The 18,481-nt window shown below is 31.8% G+C and carries 16 protein-coding genes and 1 pseudogene; 7 read left to right on the top strand and 10 right to left on the bottom strand.

Annotated elements, in window-relative coordinates; translation table 11 throughout:
- Positions 1-16: 16 nt before the first annotated feature.
- Entirely contained in the window at positions 17-772 is a 756-nt protein-coding gene (locus ABI549_RS00670) for a transporter (protein ID WP_348074516.1), read from the bottom strand.
- 95 nt (positions 773-867) lie between these two features.
- Here ABI549_RS00670 and ABI549_RS00665 point away from each other — a divergent pair, with 95 nt between their 5' ends.
- The 3 genes from ABI549_RS00665 to ABI549_RS00655 are packed head-to-tail and all read left to right on the top strand — an operon-like array spanning position 868 to position 3,834.
- On the top strand, positions 868-2,739 hold the full coding sequence (locus tag ABI549_RS00665; protein ID WP_348074515.1) for an Nramp family divalent metal transporter: 1,872 nt from the start codon (positions 868-870) through the stop codon (positions 2,737-2,739).
- A 3-nt stretch (positions 2,740-2,742) separates the two neighbouring features.
- On the top strand, positions 2,743-3,396 hold the full coding sequence (locus ABI549_RS00660; RefSeq protein WP_348074514.1) for a metal-dependent transcriptional regulator: 654 nt from the start codon (positions 2,743-2,745) through the stop codon (positions 3,394-3,396).
- A 39-nt stretch (positions 3,397-3,435) separates the two neighbouring features.
- Positions 3,436-3,834, top strand: a complete 399-nt coding sequence (locus tag ABI549_RS00655) for a hypothetical protein (protein WP_348074513.1) — start codon at positions 3,436-3,438, stop codon at positions 3,832-3,834.
- Position 3,835: 1 nt separating this feature from the next.
- Here the strand turns inward: ABI549_RS00655 and ABI549_RS00650 are convergent, their stop codons facing one another.
- Genes ABI549_RS00650 through ABI549_RS00635 form a run of 4 tightly spaced genes read right to left on the bottom strand, consistent with a single transcriptional unit; the run spans position 3,836 to position 6,997 of the window.
- The gene (locus tag ABI549_RS00650) at positions 3,836-3,955 is read right to left on the bottom strand and encodes a FeoB-associated Cys-rich membrane protein (RefSeq protein ID WP_348074512.1); all 120 of its coding nucleotides are present in this window, start codon (positions 3,953-3,955) and stop codon (positions 3,836-3,838) included.
- Complete coding sequence (gene feoB / locus ABI549_RS00645) at positions 3,955-6,048, bottom strand: ferrous iron transport protein B (RefSeq protein WP_348074511.1); 2,094 nt, start codon at positions 6,046-6,048, stop codon at positions 3,955-3,957. Before feoB ends, ABI549_RS00650 begins: the two co-directional genes overlap by 1 nt.
- The gene (locus tag ABI549_RS00640; protein WP_348074510.1) at positions 6,048-6,290 is read right to left on the bottom strand and encodes a FeoA family protein; all 243 of its coding nucleotides are present in this window, start codon (positions 6,288-6,290) and stop codon (positions 6,048-6,050) included. Before ABI549_RS00640 ends, feoB begins: the two co-directional genes overlap by 1 nt.
- 32 nt (positions 6,291-6,322) lie before the next feature.
- Complete coding sequence (locus ABI549_RS00635) at positions 6,323-6,997, bottom strand: SCO family protein (RefSeq protein ID WP_348074509.1); 675 nt, start codon at positions 6,995-6,997, stop codon at positions 6,323-6,325.
- A 150-nt stretch (positions 6,998-7,147) separates the two neighbouring features.
- Here ABI549_RS00635 and ABI549_RS00630 point away from each other — a divergent pair, with 150 nt between their 5' ends.
- Complete coding sequence (locus ABI549_RS00630; protein ID WP_348074508.1) at positions 7,148-9,205, top strand: M13 family metallopeptidase; 2,058 nt, start codon at positions 7,148-7,150, stop codon at positions 9,203-9,205.
- Between the two features lie 58 nt (positions 9,206-9,263).
- Here the strand turns inward: ABI549_RS00630 and ABI549_RS00625 are convergent, their stop codons facing one another.
- From ABI549_RS00625 to ABI549_RS00610, 4 genes are all read right to left on the bottom strand, one after another.
- Positions 9,264-10,880 carry a DUF4139 domain-containing protein gene (locus ABI549_RS00625; RefSeq protein ID WP_348074507.1) on the bottom strand — a complete coding sequence of 539 codons (1,617 nt, stop codon included), beginning with the start codon at positions 10,878-10,880 and terminating at the stop codon, positions 9,264-9,266.
- Positions 10,881-10,944: 64 nt separating this feature from the next.
- Complete coding sequence (locus ABI549_RS00620; RefSeq protein ID WP_348074506.1) at positions 10,945-12,900, bottom strand: transglycosylase domain-containing protein; 1,956 nt, start codon at positions 12,898-12,900, stop codon at positions 10,945-10,947.
- 21 nt (positions 12,901-12,921) lie between these two features.
- A complete protein-coding gene (locus ABI549_RS00615; protein ID WP_348074505.1) occupies positions 12,922-13,434 on the bottom strand; it encodes a hypothetical protein in 513 nt (170 codons plus the stop codon).
- Positions 13,435-13,454: 20 nt separating this feature from the next.
- Entirely contained in the window at positions 13,455-15,542 is a 2,088-nt protein-coding gene (locus tag ABI549_RS00610; protein WP_348074504.1) for a prolyl oligopeptidase family serine peptidase, read from the bottom strand.
- Positions 15,543-15,657: 115 nt separating this feature from the next.
- On the opposite strand from ABI549_RS00610, the gene ABI549_RS00605 reads away from it, so the two are divergent.
- From ABI549_RS00605 to dut, 3 genes are all read left to right on the top strand, one after another.
- On the top strand, positions 15,658-16,062 hold the full coding sequence (locus tag ABI549_RS00605) for a GNAT family N-acetyltransferase (RefSeq protein ID WP_348074598.1): 405 nt from the start codon (positions 15,658-15,660) through the stop codon (positions 16,060-16,062).
- A 157-nt stretch (positions 16,063-16,219) separates the two neighbouring features.
- The gene (locus ABI549_RS00600) at positions 16,220-17,695 is read left to right on the top strand and encodes a polysaccharide biosynthesis C-terminal domain-containing protein (protein ID WP_348074503.1); all 1,476 of its coding nucleotides are present in this window, start codon (positions 16,220-16,222) and stop codon (positions 17,693-17,695) included.
- Positions 17,696-17,828: 133 nt separating this feature from the next.
- Positions 17,829-18,263, top strand: a complete 435-nt coding sequence (gene dut, locus ABI549_RS00595) for a dUTP diphosphatase (RefSeq protein ID WP_348074502.1) — start codon at positions 17,829-17,831, stop codon at positions 18,261-18,263.
- An 81-nt stretch (positions 18,264-18,344) separates the two neighbouring features.
- Here dut and ABI549_RS00590 read toward each other — a convergent pair.
- A pseudogene (locus ABI549_RS00590) lies at positions 18,345-18,481 on the bottom strand (hypoxanthine phosphoribosyltransferase); the annotation flags it as partial.

Raw genomic sequence — 18,481 nt, 5'->3', positions numbered from 1 at the left:
GTTTTGTAATCCTTTTTTAAGTTTTAAATCGAAACGAATAACCTAAAGAAAGAAAATATTTAGGAGAAGTTTTAGACAAACCCAATCCGCCAGAAATATCAAACTGATGATTCGGATTTAATAAATAGGTTAATCCAGCATCAAATCGATGATCTGGCTTTTCTATTTGTGGCAAAAACCCATATAATTCTATGTAAGCACCTATTTTTTCGGTTAGAGAACGACCAGTAGTTAGCGTGTAAACAAATGTTGGTTCAGCAGTTTCTCCGTTCCATTCAGCACCAAGATTATAAGCCAAAGATTGTTTTTCGCTAATAGTATGTTGCATGGCAAATCGAAATTCGGGCGCATAATACGATACTTTATAGTTTGAAGAAGCTAGTTTTGGGATTCCAATATGTCCAATAAATGAAGTTAGCGGTATGATTCCTTTCTCTTCAAAAAGTCTTGTTTTGAAACCAATTAAAACTGGATTAAAACCAGATATTTTTTCAGAATAATCTTTATTGATAAGATATTCCGTTATTAATCGTATTTCAAAATGATCGTTAATTCCGAAACGAGTTAGAATTGTTGGAGATACAATTTCATTAATATTATTGTCTATTTTTTCAAAAGAAAAACCATTTTCTAACTGAAAATAATTTATTGGAGTTATAAACGGACATTCGGTTTGATCTGGCCTATCTGTTTGAATAGATGGTAATTCCTGAGCATAAAATAAATTAAACACTAATAAAGTGATGAGAGTTGCAAATAATTTATTTTTCATTTAGTTTAGTAATAATTTATTTTTAGACAAAACTAAAAAAATAATTTTAATAATATAATTTTATTTATATTTGTTGCAGATAGTTTAAAAAAATTATGGAAAAATCACTCGAAGAAGTAAATCAATCGGTTTCAACACAAAATAAAACGACTGTTTTTAGAAAAATATTAGCCTTTTTTGGCCCAGCTTATCTGGTTAGTGTTGGTTATATGGATCCAGGAAATTGGGCGACAGACATTGCGGGTGGAAGCCAATTTGGTTACACTTTGCTTTGGGTTTTACTTATGAGTAACATGATGGCGTTGCTTTTACAGAGTTTGAGTGCACGATTAGGAATTGTAACGCAACGCGATCTAGCACAAGCATCACGTGAAACCTACTCACCATTTATAAATTATATTCTTTATTTCCTTGCGGAAATTGCTATTGCTGCTTGTGACTTAGCAGAAGTTTTAGGAATGGCAATAGGTATTAATTTATTATTTGGTATTCCGTTAATTCAAGGAGTAATGATTACTGTTTTAGATACTTTTTTATTGCTTTTTTTGATCAATAAAGGAATTAAAAAAATGGAAGCTTTTATCATTGCTTTGGTCATGATTATTGGAATTTCTTTTATTTTCGAAATGATTTTTGCCCAGCCAGAAGTAGGAAGTGTTCTAAAAGGACTCATTCCATCGATGCCAAATGAAAATGCATTGTACATTGCTATCGGAATTATTGGAGCAACGGTCATGCCGCATAACTTATACTTGCATTCGTCATTGGTACAAACTCGAAAATTCGATAGAAGTGCTGCGGGAATTAAGCAAGCGTTAAAATATAATTTTATCGATTCGACGATTGCTTTAAACCTAGCCTTTTTTGTAAATGCAGCCATTTTAATTTTGGCAGCAGCCACATTTTACAAAAACGGAATGTTCGAAGTTGCCGAAATTCAAGATGCACATCAACTTTTAGCTCCTATGTTAGGTACTAGTTGGGCGCCTATATTATTTGCTGTAGCGCTTATTGCGGCTGGACAAAGTTCGACTATTACAGGAACATTGGCTGGACAAATTATCATGGAAGGTTATCTAAATTTAAGAATTCAGCCATGGGTTCGTCGTATCATTACCAGATTAATTGCGATTGTTCCAGCGGTTATTGTGATTTCAGTTTTTGGTGAAAGCGTAACAGGAAAAATGCTTATTTTGAGCCAGGTAATTTTGAGTTTGCAATTGGGATTTGCCATTATTCCGCTTATTCATTTTGTTTCAGATAAAGAACGTATGAAAGGTTTTGCTATTTCTAAAACTACTCAAATTGCTTCTTGGATTGTGGCTTTAATCATTGTTTCATTAAATGCTAAATTGGTTTTCAACGAGATTCAAGGTTGGCTAGAAACATCTGAAAACCCAATTTTTTTGTGGTTTACCGTTGTTCCATTAGCTTTTGGGTTTTTAATTTTGTTGCTATATATTGTTTTCAAACCGTTTATAACCAAATCAAAATTAGAAATTCAAAACCATTCGCCACACAACATGGTGCTTAAATTTTCGCCATCGGAAACTTATACTAAAAAGAATATTGCCGTTTCGGTCGATTTTTCTTCTGCAGATGAAATGGCAATAAATGCAGCATTTGAGTTGGGTGGAATTGAAGCAAAATATACCTTAATTCATGTAGTAGAAACCATAGGTGCAATGCTTTTTGGCGAAAATGCTGACGATCACGAAACATCGATAGACGAAAAATTATTGAAAGAATATGAAGATATGCTTACGCAAAATGGATTTAAAGTATCAACTAAATTAGGCTTTGGCAAACCAAACAAAGCCATTCCAAAAATTATAAAAGCAGGCAATTATGATGTTTTGGTTATGGGAACACATGGTCATCGTGGGATAAAAGATTTACTTTTTGGAACTACAGTTGATAAATTGCGACATGAAATTTCGATTCCATTATTTATAGTAAAAAATTAAAAAATGACTTTTTCAGAAGAAAATTATCTAAAAACAATTTATCATCTCACGACTATTTCCCATTCGGAAGTAAGCACTAATGCTATTGCCGAAAAAATGGAAACAAAAGCATCATCAGTTACTGATATGCTTAAAAAATTAGCTGAGAAGGATTTAATAAATTACAAAAAATACCAAGGCGTTTCACTTACAGAAAAAGGTTCGCTTTCGGCAAAAATGATTGTGAGAAAACACCGTTTGTGGGAAGTATTTCTGGTCGAAAAACTAGATTTTTCTTGGGACGAAGTACATGATATTGCGGAACAATTAGAACATATAAAGTCCGAAAAGTTAATAAACAAATTAGATGATTTTCTTGATAATCCAACCAAAGATCCTCATGGCGATCCGATCCCGAATGCCAATGGACAAATTATTTCTGTTGAAAAGCAATTGTTATCAGAAGCAAACGAAAAACAAATTGGGGTTTGTGTAGGGGTAAAAGATACTTCGTCGGAATTTTTAAAATATCTGGACAAACAAGAAATAGCTTTGGGTTCTAAAATTGAAATATTGTCGAAAGAAACCTTCGATTTATCATTAAAAATAAAAGTAGATTCTAGAGAATTAACGATTTCAAATAAAATTGCAAGTAACTTATTTGTGAAAATAATTTAAGAAAAGCATTATATTTGATTGAACTTTAAGAAAACTCAAATGAAAAATATTTTCTTCTTCTTTTTACTAATTTTTAGTATTTCTGTTTTTGCACAAGAATCGAAACAAAAACCTATAAAAATTACTCAGAAAAATTGTCTTGCTAAAAAAGGATATTCTTTCCGACTAAAAGAAGTAAACTCAGATTCTCGCTGCCCACAAGGTGTGCAATGTATTTGGGCTGGCGAAGTACAAATGGTTATTTTAGTTTATAAAGACAAAAAAATAGTCGAAGAAATGAAAATTACTGTCTCACCAAACAACAATGAACAAGCCATTAACTTTTTTGCAAAATACTATACTAAAAATAAAATAAAATCTGTTTATGTTTTCCCGTTTCCGATAAAAGACAAGATTTTAGATAAATCAACTTATCGTTTGGAAATAAATTTTGAGTAGGTTATTTACAACCACAATCTCCACCACAATTTTTATCATTTTTCTTTTTGCCAAAAAATTTCTTGTACAGAAAATATACTGCAACAACTAATAAAGAAAATGCGATTATTTCTTGTATCATTATTTCAAGATTTGATAAGCAATTAATGCAACTGTATAAGCAAATCCGCTCATAAAAACCAACTGAATTGCTGGCCATTTCCAAGAATTTGTTTCTTTTTTAGTTACCGCAAGTGTGCTCATGCATTGCATTGCAAAAGCATAAAAAAGTAGCAGCGAAACACCAGAAGCGAAGTTAAATAGTTTGTCTCCGGTTTCAGGATTTATTTCGGTAGATAGTTTGTTTTTTATGGTTGCCTCTTGGTTTCCATTGTCTTCAATACTGTATATAGTAGCTAATGTTCCCACAAAAACTTCTCGTGCTGCAAAAGAAGAAACAATAGCAATACCTATTTTCCAATCATAACCTAAAGGTGTAATGGCTGGCTCTATCGATTTTCCTAGAATTCCTATATAGGAGTTTTCTAATTTATAAGAAGCAATATCGTTTTCTAAATTTTCTGTCGATGGGTTTTGTTTCGAAACTATTTCTCTTGCATTCTTAAAATTTTCACCAGGTCCGTATGAAGCTAAAAACCACAATATTACCGAAAGAGCTAAAATCATTTTTCCCGCTCCAAAAACGAAAGATTTTGTTTTTTCAATAACATTTATCGCTACGTTTTTAAACATTGGGAGTTTATAATTGGGCATTTCGACCACAAAATAGGATTTCGATTGAATTTTTAAAATTTTATTTAATATCCAAGCAGAAAAAAATGCCATACTAAAACCTAATAAATACAATAACATCAATGTAAGCCCTTGTAAATTAAACAAACCAAAAAGTCTTGTATTTGGAATAACTAATGAAATTATAATTGAATAAACGGGTAGTCTTGCGGAACAAGTTGTAAACGGTGTAACTAAAATGGTGATCAGTCGTTCTTTCCAGTTTTCGATATTTCTGGTTGCCATAATAGCAGGAATAGCACAAGCAGTTCCTGAGATTAGTGGCACGACACTTTTACCAGATAAACCAAATTTTCGCATCGATTTATCCATCAAGAAAACCACGCGACTCATGTATCCACTTTCTTCAAGAATGGAAATAAATAAAAATAAAAAGGCAATTTGTGGAATAAAAATAGCTATTCCTCCCAAACCTGGGATAATTCCTTGCACAATTAGATTGGTTAAGACTCCTGCGGGTAATTTAGATTGTGTCCATGAACTTAAAGAAGCGAACGAACTGTCTATAAAGTCCATTGGCAAACTAGACCAATCGAAAATTGACTGAAAAATGATCATCAGAATCAAGAAAAAAATCACATACCCAAATACTTTGTGCATTAGTATTCTGTCAAGTTTGCTTCGTAAATCTTTGGCGGAAGCCAAGTCTATTTTTTGACCAACTTTCAAAACATCATTAATAAACTGATAGCGTTTAATGGTTTCTTTTTGTTGTAATCTTTTTAGCTCTTCTTTCGGTTTCGCAAACGAAGGATTGGGCAATTCGTTTCTGTTTAAATTAGAAAAATTTACATCTTGCGTAATTACCAACCACAATTTATATAAAGATTGATTAGGGAAAGCGCGACGCAAATTATCAAAATAAGTCACATCAATATTTGAAGCATTCAAGCAAGGTTCGGTCGTGATGTTTTTATGATTGATGATTAAGTTTTTCAAATCATCAATACCTTCACCTTTACGGGAACTTACGAGTGCGATTTTGGTTTTTAGCTTATCTTCTAAATATGGAATATCTAACGAAATTCCTTTGTATGACATTCTGTCAGACATATTAATAACCAGAATAGTCGGAATCTCTAAATCTTTTATTTGAGTGAAAAGTAATAAATTTCGTTTTAAATTTTCGACTTCAGTCACTACAATAGCTACGTCTGGAAAATCCTTGTCGTTTTTATTTAAAAGTAATTCGATAACCACATTTTCGTCTAGCGAACTAGCGTTAAGACTGTAAGTTCCTGGTAAATCGAGAATGGTTGCTTTAAGATTTGAAGATAATTTGCAAACACCTTGTTTTTTTTCGACAGTAATCCCGGGATAGTTTCCTACTTGTTGGTTCAAGCCCGTGAGTTGGTTAAATACCGAAGTTTTCCCAACATTTGGATTCCCAATTAAAGCGATGTTAATATTACCGACTTTCATTATGGTTTGTTTTCATTAAGAATTTCGACTTCAATAATAGAAGCAGTTTCTAATCTAATAGCGACATGACTATCATTAATATTCAAATATAAAGGATCGCCAAAAGGTGCAATTTGAATAATTTCGACCATATTTCCTGGCAAACAGCCCATTTCTAATAACTTTAGAGGAATATTATTAATGTCAAAATCTTTGATGATTGCTTTTTGACCAATGGCGAGATTTGAAATGGTTAAGTTCAAGTTTATTTAGATTGAATAAATTTAAAACAAATTTAATCCTTTTTATTGGATTCACACAAAAAAAGAATGTCTTGCAGTAGTTTTTCAACTTCTTCTCTTTTAGTTCCATCATAAAAACCACGAACACGTCTTTTGTCATCAACTAAAACAAAATTTTCGGTATGTACCATATCGTACAATTCGGAAGGTTTTCCAGTTTTTACAGCTAAATAAGATTTTCGGGCTATATAATAAATATCTTTTTTGTTGCCAGTTACAAGATTCCATTTGGCATCAATAACACCTTTTCTTTCGGCATAAGCCTTTAGCACTGAAACACTATCTATATCTGGCGTTACCGAATGGGAGAGAAGCATAACTTTAGGGTTGTCTTTAATCTGGTTTTGCAACCAAACCATATTGTCAGTCATTTTCGGACAAATAGATTGGCAAGTGGTAAAAAAGAAATCGGCTACATAAATTTTGCCTTCATAATCTTTCTGAGTAATTGTTTTTCCGTTTTGATTGGTAAAAGCAAAATCAGCAATGGTATGTTTATTAGCAACATATTGTATTGTCGAATCGACCAACTCAGGATTTACCATCGATGGCGTAAAAACGGGAAGTGTTTTACGATTTAATACATTATAAAACAACCAAATTATAATTATTGATAAAATGGATAAAACAATAAGTAAGGTTTTAAATTTTTGTAAAAAATTAAGCATGAGGTAATTTTTTTTGCAAAAATACAAATATCGTCTCTATCAAAGTCAAAACAATTTTAAAATCAATGTTAAAAAAAGAACAAAATGAAAAAAACTTCCTATTTTTGACAAAAGACACTACAAAATAAATAGAATAATAAAAAATCAACCATGAAAAAAACCTTTATAACCGCTGGTTCATTAGCGGTTTTTTCACTAATTTGCTTGACTAGTAATGCACAGGAAAGCAAACAAAAAAATCCAGGTATCAATTTAGATTTGATGGATAAAAACGTAAAACCAGGAAATGATTTTTTCCGTTTTGTAAACGGAACTTGGTATGACAAAACAGATATTCCAGCAGACAAAACACGCTGGGGAAGTTTTGATGAATTGCGTCAAAATACAGATAAGGATGCTTTGGCGATTTTGAAAGAAGCTGCAGCTGACAAGAAACTAGATCCAAAATCAGACCAAGCAAAATCAGTAAGTGTTTATCAGACTTATATGGATACTATTTCAAGAAATAACCTTGGAATAAAACCAATAAAACCTTATTTAGCAAAGATTAATGCAATCAAAACTGTACAAGAAGTAAATAATTTATTGATCGAAATGGAGCCTCTTGGCGGAATTGGTTTCTACGGAATTGGAGTAGGAGCTGATGCGAAAGATAGTAACAAAAATGTAGTATACCTTGGGTTAGGAAGCTTAGGTTTGCCAGACAGAGAATATTATGTTTCTGAAGATAAAGATTCGAAAGAAAAACGTGAAAAATATGTACTTCATGTAGCAAGGATGTTACAGTTTTTAGGAACAAAACCTACCGAAGCAAAATTAGAAGCGGATAAAATTTTAGCTCTAGAAATCGCTATGTCTAAACCAAGATTTGACAGAGTAGAACTTCGTGATGACAGAAAAACTTATAATCCGATGTCGGTTGCCGAATTACAAAAACTAACCCCATCTATAAACTGGAAAAAATATTTAGATGGTGTTGGAATTACTAATTTAGAATCTATCGTAGTTACTCAACCAAAATATATTACGGCATTAGAAACTATTTTTAAAGACAGTAAAATAGATGACTTAAAAGCCTATATGCGTTGGACTTTGTTAAGAAAATCGACAGGATTATTAACTGACGAAATCGAAACTGCAAATTGGGATTTTTACAGCAAAACTTTGCAAGGAGCAAAAAAACAACGTCCTAGAAACGAAAGAGCATTACAAGTTGTAAACGGAACTGTTGGAGAAGCTTTAGGTAAATTATATGTAGAGAAAAAATTTCCAGCAGAAGCTAAAGCTAAAGCCAAAGCAATGATTGACAATGTTATTTTAGCTTACGAAAACAGAATAAATAATTTAACATGGATGTCTGCCGAAACTAAAATTAAGGCGGTCGAAAAATTACATAAAGTAACTATCAAAATTGGTTATCCAGACAAATGGAAAGACTATTCTAAACTAGAAGTAAAACCAATAGCAGAAGGTGGAACTTATTATGAAAATATAAAAAATGTTTCTCGTTGGAATTTTGATGAAAATATCGCAGACTTAAAAAAACCTGTTGATAAAACAACATGGGGAATGTCGCCACAAACAGTAAATGCATATTACAATCCTGCCTATAATGAGATTGTTTTCCCAGCAGCTATTTTACAACCACCTTTTTATGATTATAAAGCTGATGAAGCTGTAAATTATGGTGGAATAGGAGCTGTAATAGGACACGAGATCTCTCACGGATTTGATGATTCTGGTGCAAGATATAATGCAGACGGAAACTTAGTTGACTGGTGGACAGAAGACGATTTAAAACAATTTACAGGACTTGGTGGTGCATTAGCAGACGAGTACAGTGCATTAGAACCTTTACCAGGAACTCACGTAGATGGAAAGTTTACATTAGGAGAAAATATTGGTGATTTAGGAGGAATAAATGCAGCTTACGATGGACTTCAATTGTATTTAAAACAAAACGGAAATCCAGGTCTTATAGATGGTTACACACCAGAACAAAGATTATTTATCTCTTGGGCAACCATTTGGAGATCGAAAATGAGAGATGAAGCAATTAAAAATCAAGTGAAAACCGATCCACATTCACCAGGAATGTACAGAGCTTATGTACCACTTACAAATCTTGATACTTTCTATAAAGCATTTGATATCAAAGAAGGAGATAAACTATATGTTAAACCTGAGAATCGTGTGAAAATTTGGTAATACTAATTTCAAAATAAAAAATCCCATCTCGACTAGACCGAGATGGGATTTTTGTTTATTACAAATTCCCAATAATTTTATCTTTAGGATATTTAACTAAATAACTAATCCTTATTTTCTTAGTTTCATTGGGTTTTAAATCTAAATCCCAAGTTAAGATTCCAGTTTCTAAGTTTGCTTTAGCACCATCTTTTTGAAGTAATTCAATTTCTATTTCCTTGTCAGAACTTAACGGATATTGGTCTTTTAGCAACATCACAATAGCTTCTTTTTTATTATTTCTCACCGTAATATCGTAAGTGAAAGTCTGTTCTTTTTTAGAAGATAAGAATTTAGTCCCTGATTTATCGACTACTTTTTCTCGTTTGATAGACACTTTTTTATCGCGTCCCATACTCAAGTTTAAAGTATCGGAAGTTTGACTAGGATTTATCATTGTTTTTCCAACATACATTCCTTCAAAAATAATATTTGCCTCTCCAGGCAGTAAATTATATTTAGAATAATCGGCAATTTCAGCTAGTAAAAACGCTTCTTTTTCTACTCTTGGTGCCGCATAATATTTGTAAGAAGCGGGTAATTTTATTTCTTTTAGTGCTACAGAATGTGCTTTTCCGTTAGATAAAATATCGTAAGGAATATCAATATCAAAAGAAACATTCAATTGATTTTCGTTGATGGTTGTGTAGTTTGAGATTGATGCAGTCTCCATATCGGCTTGAATTTCTTGAACTTTTATTCCAGGAGCTCTACTTTGTATTTGATTTGATTTTTTATCTGCGTTCATATAGCCATAACTTTGCTCGTAGCCATATCTCAAAAACCAAGAACTTAAAATTGGTGCTTGATTGTTTTGATTTGGGTTTCCAGAAGACAGTGTTAGTTTTACTTTTTTCCAATCGATTCCTGTATTTTGAACCACTTGCGCTTTGTACATCATATTTATTGGCGAAGTAACATTCTCTGCTCTCAAGTCATAAAAAGGCGACCACGAAGCATTATTTGTCACATACGAAATCTCTAAAGGAACATTTCCAGCAATAGTATTCATAACCTGTAACACGAGTTTTCCTGAGGAAGTTTTTTCTTCTTTGCTAGTATCTACCTCAAGTTTGTTATTTAGTTTTGCGATTAACTCGTTTAGCTTTTTTTCTTTTTCTTCTAAAGTGTTTATCGTGTTGCTAATTTCAGTTCGCTTTGATTTGTAATAATCGACCATTTTTGTCAATTCGATGACGCTTAAACCAGAATTTTGACCAAAAACTTGTTGGTTTTTATCTAATAATTCGATGGTTTTGCTTTCGGAATTTCGAGAGTTTATAACTCTATTGAGTTCTTTTTGAACCAAAACAATACTGTCTTTTACTTTCTTAATCGCTGGCGAATTTTCATCAATATCATATTCTGACATATAATCGTTTGTAAATTGTACCGAAAGTACTGTTAGCGATGATGGTGCACCAATTTGAACCGAACTTTCATTCAAGTAATTAGCTACATTTTTCACTACAATTTCGCTCGTTCCAGAAGGCAATAGAACGTTTGTACTTTGTGAAATTTCGGCGGCATTAAAATAAACGGTTGCCGATTTTACTTTGGCAGAAACAAAAACAGGTTTCTGCGCAAATGATATTACCGAAACCAAAAGGGTAAAAATTAGAATTATATTTTTCATAGTAATTTGTTTTTATATCTATATAGAGTACTTTTTTACACAAAAGGTTGGGAAGGTCATGAAATTAATTAAAATCAAAATCGGTAAAAAGAGAATCTACTGCGATAGAATCTTGCACTTTAAACTTCATGTGCGTTCTTGCATGACCCGAAATAGAAAGCGGAACTTGTTGTCCAATCGTGTCTTCGGGAGTTAATAATCCCCGACGCAACATGAGTTTACTCATAAATTCTTCGTGTTTGTTGGCAAAGGATTTTAGTTTTCCTTCGTCATCAAATTGATACATAAATTTTTTAGGTTTAGGCACAATCGATGCTAGAAACAAACATTCTTTTAAAGTCAAATCGATTGGTTTTTTTTGAAAATAAAAAGCCGATGCTTCTCCAATACCATATATATTTGGCCCCCATTCTATTACGTTAAAATAAACTTCGAGCATGCGTTCTTTACTTGCAATTCGATTGTTTTCTAATAAATAAACCAATAATATCTCTTCTAGTTTTCGAGATAATGTTTTTTCGCGGGTCAAGAAAACATTCTTAACTAATTGCATACTAATAGTGCTGGCGCCTCGAGAGAATTTTTTGGTTCTAATGTTTTTAGTAATCGATTGTTTGAAAGCTTCATTAATAAATCCGTGATGGGAGAAAAACGAAGGATCTTCCGATGTGAGCACGCATTTTTGAAGATAAGGCGAAATTTGTTCTAAAGGCGTAAAATTAGGATTAGAATCACCTACTAAAATAGGACGTTGCAATACGTTATTTTCGATAGCACGATAGATAAATTCACTATTTAGTTTGTTTAAATTGGCTTCGCCATATTTTAAAATTCTAAGATTTTCTTTGTTTAGTTTACTATCAAAAACCAAAGCGTTTGGTTTGTTTTTGTTGTATTTAAAATTGAGTTTATAATCAAAATTTCCTTCGGTTTCCATTCCTGTAAAATGGGTAAATAATCCGTCTGGAAGCGAAGAAATAAAATCTTGGGCTTTCATTTTTGGGATTAAAATTTTAAGTTTATAAACCGTATCTTCTTCGGTATTATACTCCGCAAAAGGCCGCAATCTGATGTTGTTTATTTGTGCTGACGAAGTGCTATCTATCGATACAAAATCGCTTCCTAGTAAGAAATGATAATCGAAACTTGCGGTTTTAAGTATGACATCTTTTTTTGCAATTTTAGGATGATTTATGGTAAAATCTTCTACCGAAACCAATCCGTCGAGATGAAGCTCGCTACTTTCTAAATCAAATTTATCTAGTTTTAAATGAATGTTTTTGAAACTAGATTTAAAACCAAAACGTTTATAAATATAAGGCAATTGTATTTTTGAAGTATCATTGTTATAAATTCTTACATCGGCTTTTTTAGCTCTAGGATCTACAAAACCAGCAATGTTCCAGGTTTGCGAAAATTCGTTTTCTGTTACATTAATATTAGTTTGTAGCTGGTGGTTTTTTAATTGTAAGTTGGGCAGTTGCATGGTTACTTTAATCCCTAAATCATTCATTCGTAATGATAAGTTTTGGATTTGCATTTCAGTAGGAACCAAGTTTAGCGCTTTCGATAATAATCTGTAGGCTAATTTTGCATAATTCTTTTTTTCTTTGCTATCATCGCTTTTTTCCTTTTTAAGAAAAGCATCAAAATTTCTACCATTTTGGTTTTTTACCAATTGAATAAAGCCGTTTTTCACTTCAAGATTTTGCAACTGAATATCGCCAGTAATCAATTGAAATAAGTTGATTTTCGCCTTTATTTTTTCTACAGAAAAAAGGGTGTCTGCTTCTTTGGGTACTAAAACAATATTACTCAATTCGATACTCGAAATGCCATCGAAACTGGCTTTTTGTACCGAAAAATTACAATTATAATTGGTGTCAAATTTTAAACTCGCTTTTGCAATTACTTTTTGCAATAAAGTATCACGAAAAAAGTAAATTCCTGCTACAGAAAATAACAAGATTAGGATTAGAATTTTAAGGAACAGAAAAAACTTTTGTTTTTTACTTCTCATAAATGTTATACAAAAAAATTATTACGATAATGAATTTACAAAGATATCTACTTCTTGTTTTTGTGCCACATATTTTATTTGTAAATCAGAGTTTTCGCCCATTTTTGTATAATAACTTAAGGCTTTATTGGCGAAAAATAATTGTTGGTGTTTGGCAACATCTGGAATTTGTGGATATTTTTTATGGAAAACCATTTCGTAATACGCTTGCCATTCTCTTTCATTTCTGTCGTCAACAAAATGTCCAGTTACTTTCTGGCCCACATGAACCATTTCGTGGGCAATGAGGTTAAGCATTAGTATAAATTCAAATTCAAATGTGTTTTCTGGAATTCTAATAATTTGTGGTAAGCCAAAAGTACCTTCGGTAGTCATGAGGATGTATTCAGCTTTGGCTTTTTCCCGTAATTCGAAACCTTTAAAATTGGGGTGTTTTATCTCGTATTCTTCTATTACGAAATTGGCGGCTTGAATGGTTTCGCCAAGTTCGTGATAAGAATTTGTTATTTGCAATATTTCAGAATAGGGTTTCATATTTACAAAGAAATGATTTTTTATTGGTTTAAATGATACATTAAAAAACTATAAAACTCCGCTTTTTCGTTTAGAAATTTTTCATAAGTAGAAGAATCGCCATAATGACCCGCTTTTTTTGTGACTTTTAAATAAATTGGATTCTTTTGTTCTGTTCTGTTTTGTAACGCAGCAGCAAACTTATAAGAATGTAATGGCGGAACTCTATCATCATTTTCGGATGTAATAATTAATGTTGTTGGATAATTTACCTCTTTCTTAATGTTGTGATAAGGAGAATAACTTAACAAATTTATAAAATCGTCTTCATTTTTTACATTCCCATATTCTCTGTAATGGTAATTTCCAACTGTAAATTGATCAAAATTTATCATATCGAAAGCGCCCACTTTTGGGATGGCAACCTTAAACAAATCAGGCCTTTTTGTCATAGCAACACCAACCAATAATCCGCCTTGAGAAGCTCCAGTAATTGCTAATTTGTTGGGACAGGTATATTTTTCTTTAATTAGATATTCGGCAGCATCAATAAAATCATTAAAACAATTCATTTTTTTTAATCCCATGCCATCTTCATGCCATTTTTCTCCTTTTTCTCCGCCACCACGAATTTCTGCGTAAGCAAAAACACCTCCTTTTTCAAGAAAATATAATAATCCAGTATCATAATTAGGCGAACTTACAACTCCAAAACCACCATAAGCCTTTAGCAATGTTGGATTGTTTCCGTCGAGGGGAAGTCCTTTTTTATAAATTATTGTGATAGGAATATCTACATTATCTCTACTCTTATAAGTTATAGTCTTTGTTTCAAAATAGTTTAATGGGAAAAGTGTTGGTTTTGGGGGATTTGTTAAACTAAAAAAAGGCTGTTCCTTTCCAGTTTCTATATTGACCTTGAAGTTTCTAAAAGGCATAGTGTAAGAATAAACACCAAAATAGAAGTCTTTAGTTTTATTGTCAAAATTCATGAATTCTATATCCATTCCGTTGGGCACTTCTATTTTTCGTACCAATTTTCCATCATAATCATAAAATATGATGTAATACTTACCTAACGTTTTGTATTTGCAAATTAAATAATCATCGGAGAAAAAAGTTCTTTCTAATAAATGCGTATATATTTGAGGAATAACTGTTTTTTCGTCTTTTCTGTTTTGGATGTCAAAAGATCTAATGTCTCCCCAATTCATTTTTTTTGAAGTAAAATAAATCCTTCCTTTATAATAATTTATAAATTGGAAATCCGAATCGTCATTTTCAATGAATTTAGTTAACTTAAAATAATCTCCATCTAAATCACTATAATAATAATTTTTAAAACCATTGGTTCTATTTGTTTCTATTACAAAAATTTTATTTATTGAGGTAAAAAAACTAATACTATTACGAGTTTCGGTAGTGTCAAAAATAAGCTCATCAGCATCTTGTATGTTGCCAATTTTATGATAATAAAGTTTGAATGTAGAATCTTGTGCAAAAAAATCTTTATTACTATTCTGTTTATAAAAAATGCCACGATCTTTGTTCCAAGAAACATTAGAAAATTTTACGTTTTTTAAAACATCGTCTAAATTTTTGTTTTTAAATAAATCTACAAATCTAATTTCTTGTTTATCACTCCCGTCAATACTTATTTTGTAAGCTAGATTAGACGAGTTTTTAGATGGATAATACCCACTTATAGTAACATTTTTTTCAGGATAAATCTTGGTTGGGTTTACAATTTCTATAGGTTCATCGTCTAACGACTTCATAAAATATAAACTGGCCAATTTTTTCTTGTCTTTACGATAACTAGCGTAAAAATAATTCCCGACTTTATTAGGTAAACTATAAGTCGTTCTGGTATCATATTCTCTTATTTTTGAGACTAAAGAATAAGTTTTGCTTGTTTCTAACAAATGATTATTTGTAAATTCATTTTGCTTATCCACCCAATGATTAACATCTTCAGATCTCATGTTTTCTAGCCAAGAATAATCATCTTGATAAGAAATCTTATGTTTTGTAACGGTATTAGGAGTTTTTTTAGTTTCAAAAAATTCCTGAGAATGCATTCCTGTCGAAACTAGAAAAGAGATGAGTAATACGTAATATACTTTCATTATGATGTTTTAAAAAAGAAGCAAATGTACTTTATTTTGAATACAAATTTTTGCGTAATTTTACTGAAAAAATTATTTTACATTGCAAACAAAAGAACTCACAACAATTAAGGAAATGCTTGCTCAATTTGAGACTATGCAATTTTTGTATCCAAAACTTACCATCCAAAAATACGAATCTTATCTTCAAGAAATGATTCCTCATAACTACACTCAAATTGCTGTTTTTGATGATGAAAAATGTATTGGGATAACAGGTTGCTGGTTTGGTATAAAACTTTGGTCAGGAAAATATTTAGAAATCGATAATTTTATTGTGCATCCGGATTATCGCTCGAAAGGAATAGGTAAAATGCTAACGGATTATGTGAATCAAAAAGCGTTAGATTTAGCTTGTACAAACATTGTTCTCGATGCTTATACGCACAACTTTACAGCACATCGTTTCTTTTACAATCAAGGTTTTGGTCCAAAAGGTTTTCACTTTGTAAAAATTCTAAATGAAGAAGGATTGACGTAAAAATAACTTTCACCATCTTTTTTGTTATATCTCGTATTAGATTTTAAAATAAAAAAATATTACAGAATTTCTAAAATAGAAGAAAAAGAAATACTTGCTTACCCATCGGCAAGACCAAGAAATTAGTTATTTTTGTTTCTTTAATTAACTATTTACTTTGAGTTTATATAAAAATCTTTTTAAGCAAACTGCCATTTACGGTCTAGCAATGGTGCTTCCGCGAATGTTAAGTTTTTTCTTAGTACGACTTTACACCAATCCAAGTGTAATGTCAAACCCAGCAGAATATGGTGTTTTAACCATTGTTATGGCCTATATGGTTTTTCTAAACGTAATTCTTTCTTACGGTTTTGAAACCGCTTTTTTTAGATTTTATAATTCAGAAACCGATAAGCAAAAAGTAATTGCAACTTCTACAATTTCTATTTTTTGGAGTTCATTAGCATTCCTTTTTTTAGCTTTACTGTTTAGAGATGCAATTGCAAGTTTTGCAAAAGTAGATGTACAATATATCACCTATTCGGTTTGGATTCTAGTATTAGATGCACTGGTAGTAATCCCTTTTTCGAAACTTAGAGCCAACCAAAGACCTATTAAATATGCCATAATAAAAATAGGAAACGTAGTAGTCAATCTAGCATTAAACTTTTTCTTTTTACTTTATTTGCCAAAAATTTCGCAATCTAATCCCGATGGTTTTTTTGCGACTATTTACAGAGAAAATTTCCAAATAGGATATGTTTTTATAGCAAACATAATAGCAAGTTTACTCACATTTATAATGCTCTCCCAAGATTATATTAGTATAAATTGGAAAATAGACAAGATTCTTTGGAAACGAATGATGAACTATGGTTTGCCCATTCTCGTTGCGGGAATCGCTTTTGCTGTCAACGAACATTTAGATAAAATTTTACTAGGAAAATTACTTCCGTCTAACATTGCCGAATCCGAAGTAGGTACTTATGCTGCTTGTTATAAACTCGGATTGTTTATGGTTTTATTCCGAACTGCATACACCATGGGAATAGAGCCGTTTTTCTTTAGTCATGCCAGTGATAAGAATGCACCACAAACCTATGCCACAATAACTAAATATTTTGTCATCTTTGGTTCTTTTATCTCATTAGTAGTAATCGTTTTTGCCGATTTATTAAAAACATTTCTTATCCCAAACCCAAATTATTGGCAAGCCATGAGTGTCGTTCCATTAATTGTTTTTGCTAATTTTTTTCTAGGCATTTACACTAATCTATCCGTTTGGTACAAGCTAATCGACAAAACAAAAATTGGAGCCTACATCTCAGTAGTTGGAGCAGGAGTAACACTATTACTAAACTTTTTACTAATCCCAACAATGAGTTATTACGGTTCAGCAATAGCAACCATTGCAGCTTACGGAAGTATGATGCTTATTTCCTACTCACTAGGAAAAAATCAATATCCAATACCGTATGACATGAAACGAATCTTCGGATATTTAACCTTAAGCGTTGCATTTTCTGCAATTTCTTTTTATATTCCATATATCCGAGAAAATTATTTTATAAAAATAGGAATCATAATAATATTCTTGTATTTTATTTATTTTAGCGAAAAAGAAACCTTAATCAGAATCTTAAAAAGAAAATAAAAATCAGGAGCTATTCCCGCTTTCCACTACAATCTTTTCCTTGCTAAAGAAGCAAGAAAAAGGATTTCCGTTTCAATCGGGGCTAAAAAATTATAAAAAGAAACACTAAACAATCCTGCACCAAAATTAAAAAATGGAAATTAAAATAATCAATAAATCCCAACACGAATTACCCAATTACGAAACCATCGCTTCGGCAGGAATGGATTTACGTGCCAATATTCAAGAACCAATAACCTTGCAACCATTAGAAAGAACACTGGTAAAAACAGGACTTTTTATCGAATTACCCATAGGTTTCGAAGCACAAGTACGACCACGTAGCGGATTGGCTTTCAAAAAAGGAATCACGGTTCTCAATTCACCAGGAACAGTCGATGCCGATTATCGTGGAGAAATTGGAGTAATTTTAGTAAATTTATCCAATGAAGCCTTTGTAATCGAAAACGGAGAACGCATCGCCCAACTCATTATTGCCAAACACGAACGTGCCCAATGGATAGAAGTGCAAGATTTATCAGAAACTTCACGTGGAGAAGGCGGTTTTGGAAGTACTGGAGTAAAGTAATATAATAATTTAAAGATTTAATAATTTAAAGATTTAGTTCTATGGAATCTTTCAATTTTTCAATCTCTCAATTGTATTTTGTTATTCTGCCAATTGGTAAACGTCGGATAAATTCCTTCCCAATCCATCATAATCAAGGCCATAACCCACGATGAATTTGTTCGGGATACGAATTCCGACATAATCGATTTTTATGTCTTTTTTGTAAGCTTCAGGCT

It is taken from the genome of Flavobacterium sp., from assembly GCF_039932285.1.
Taxonomy (GTDB): domain Bacteria; phylum Bacteroidota; class Bacteroidia; order Flavobacteriales; family Flavobacteriaceae; genus Flavobacterium.
Note: the sequence above shows the minus strand (reverse complement) of the source record. Positions and strands in the feature narration are given on the sequence as shown.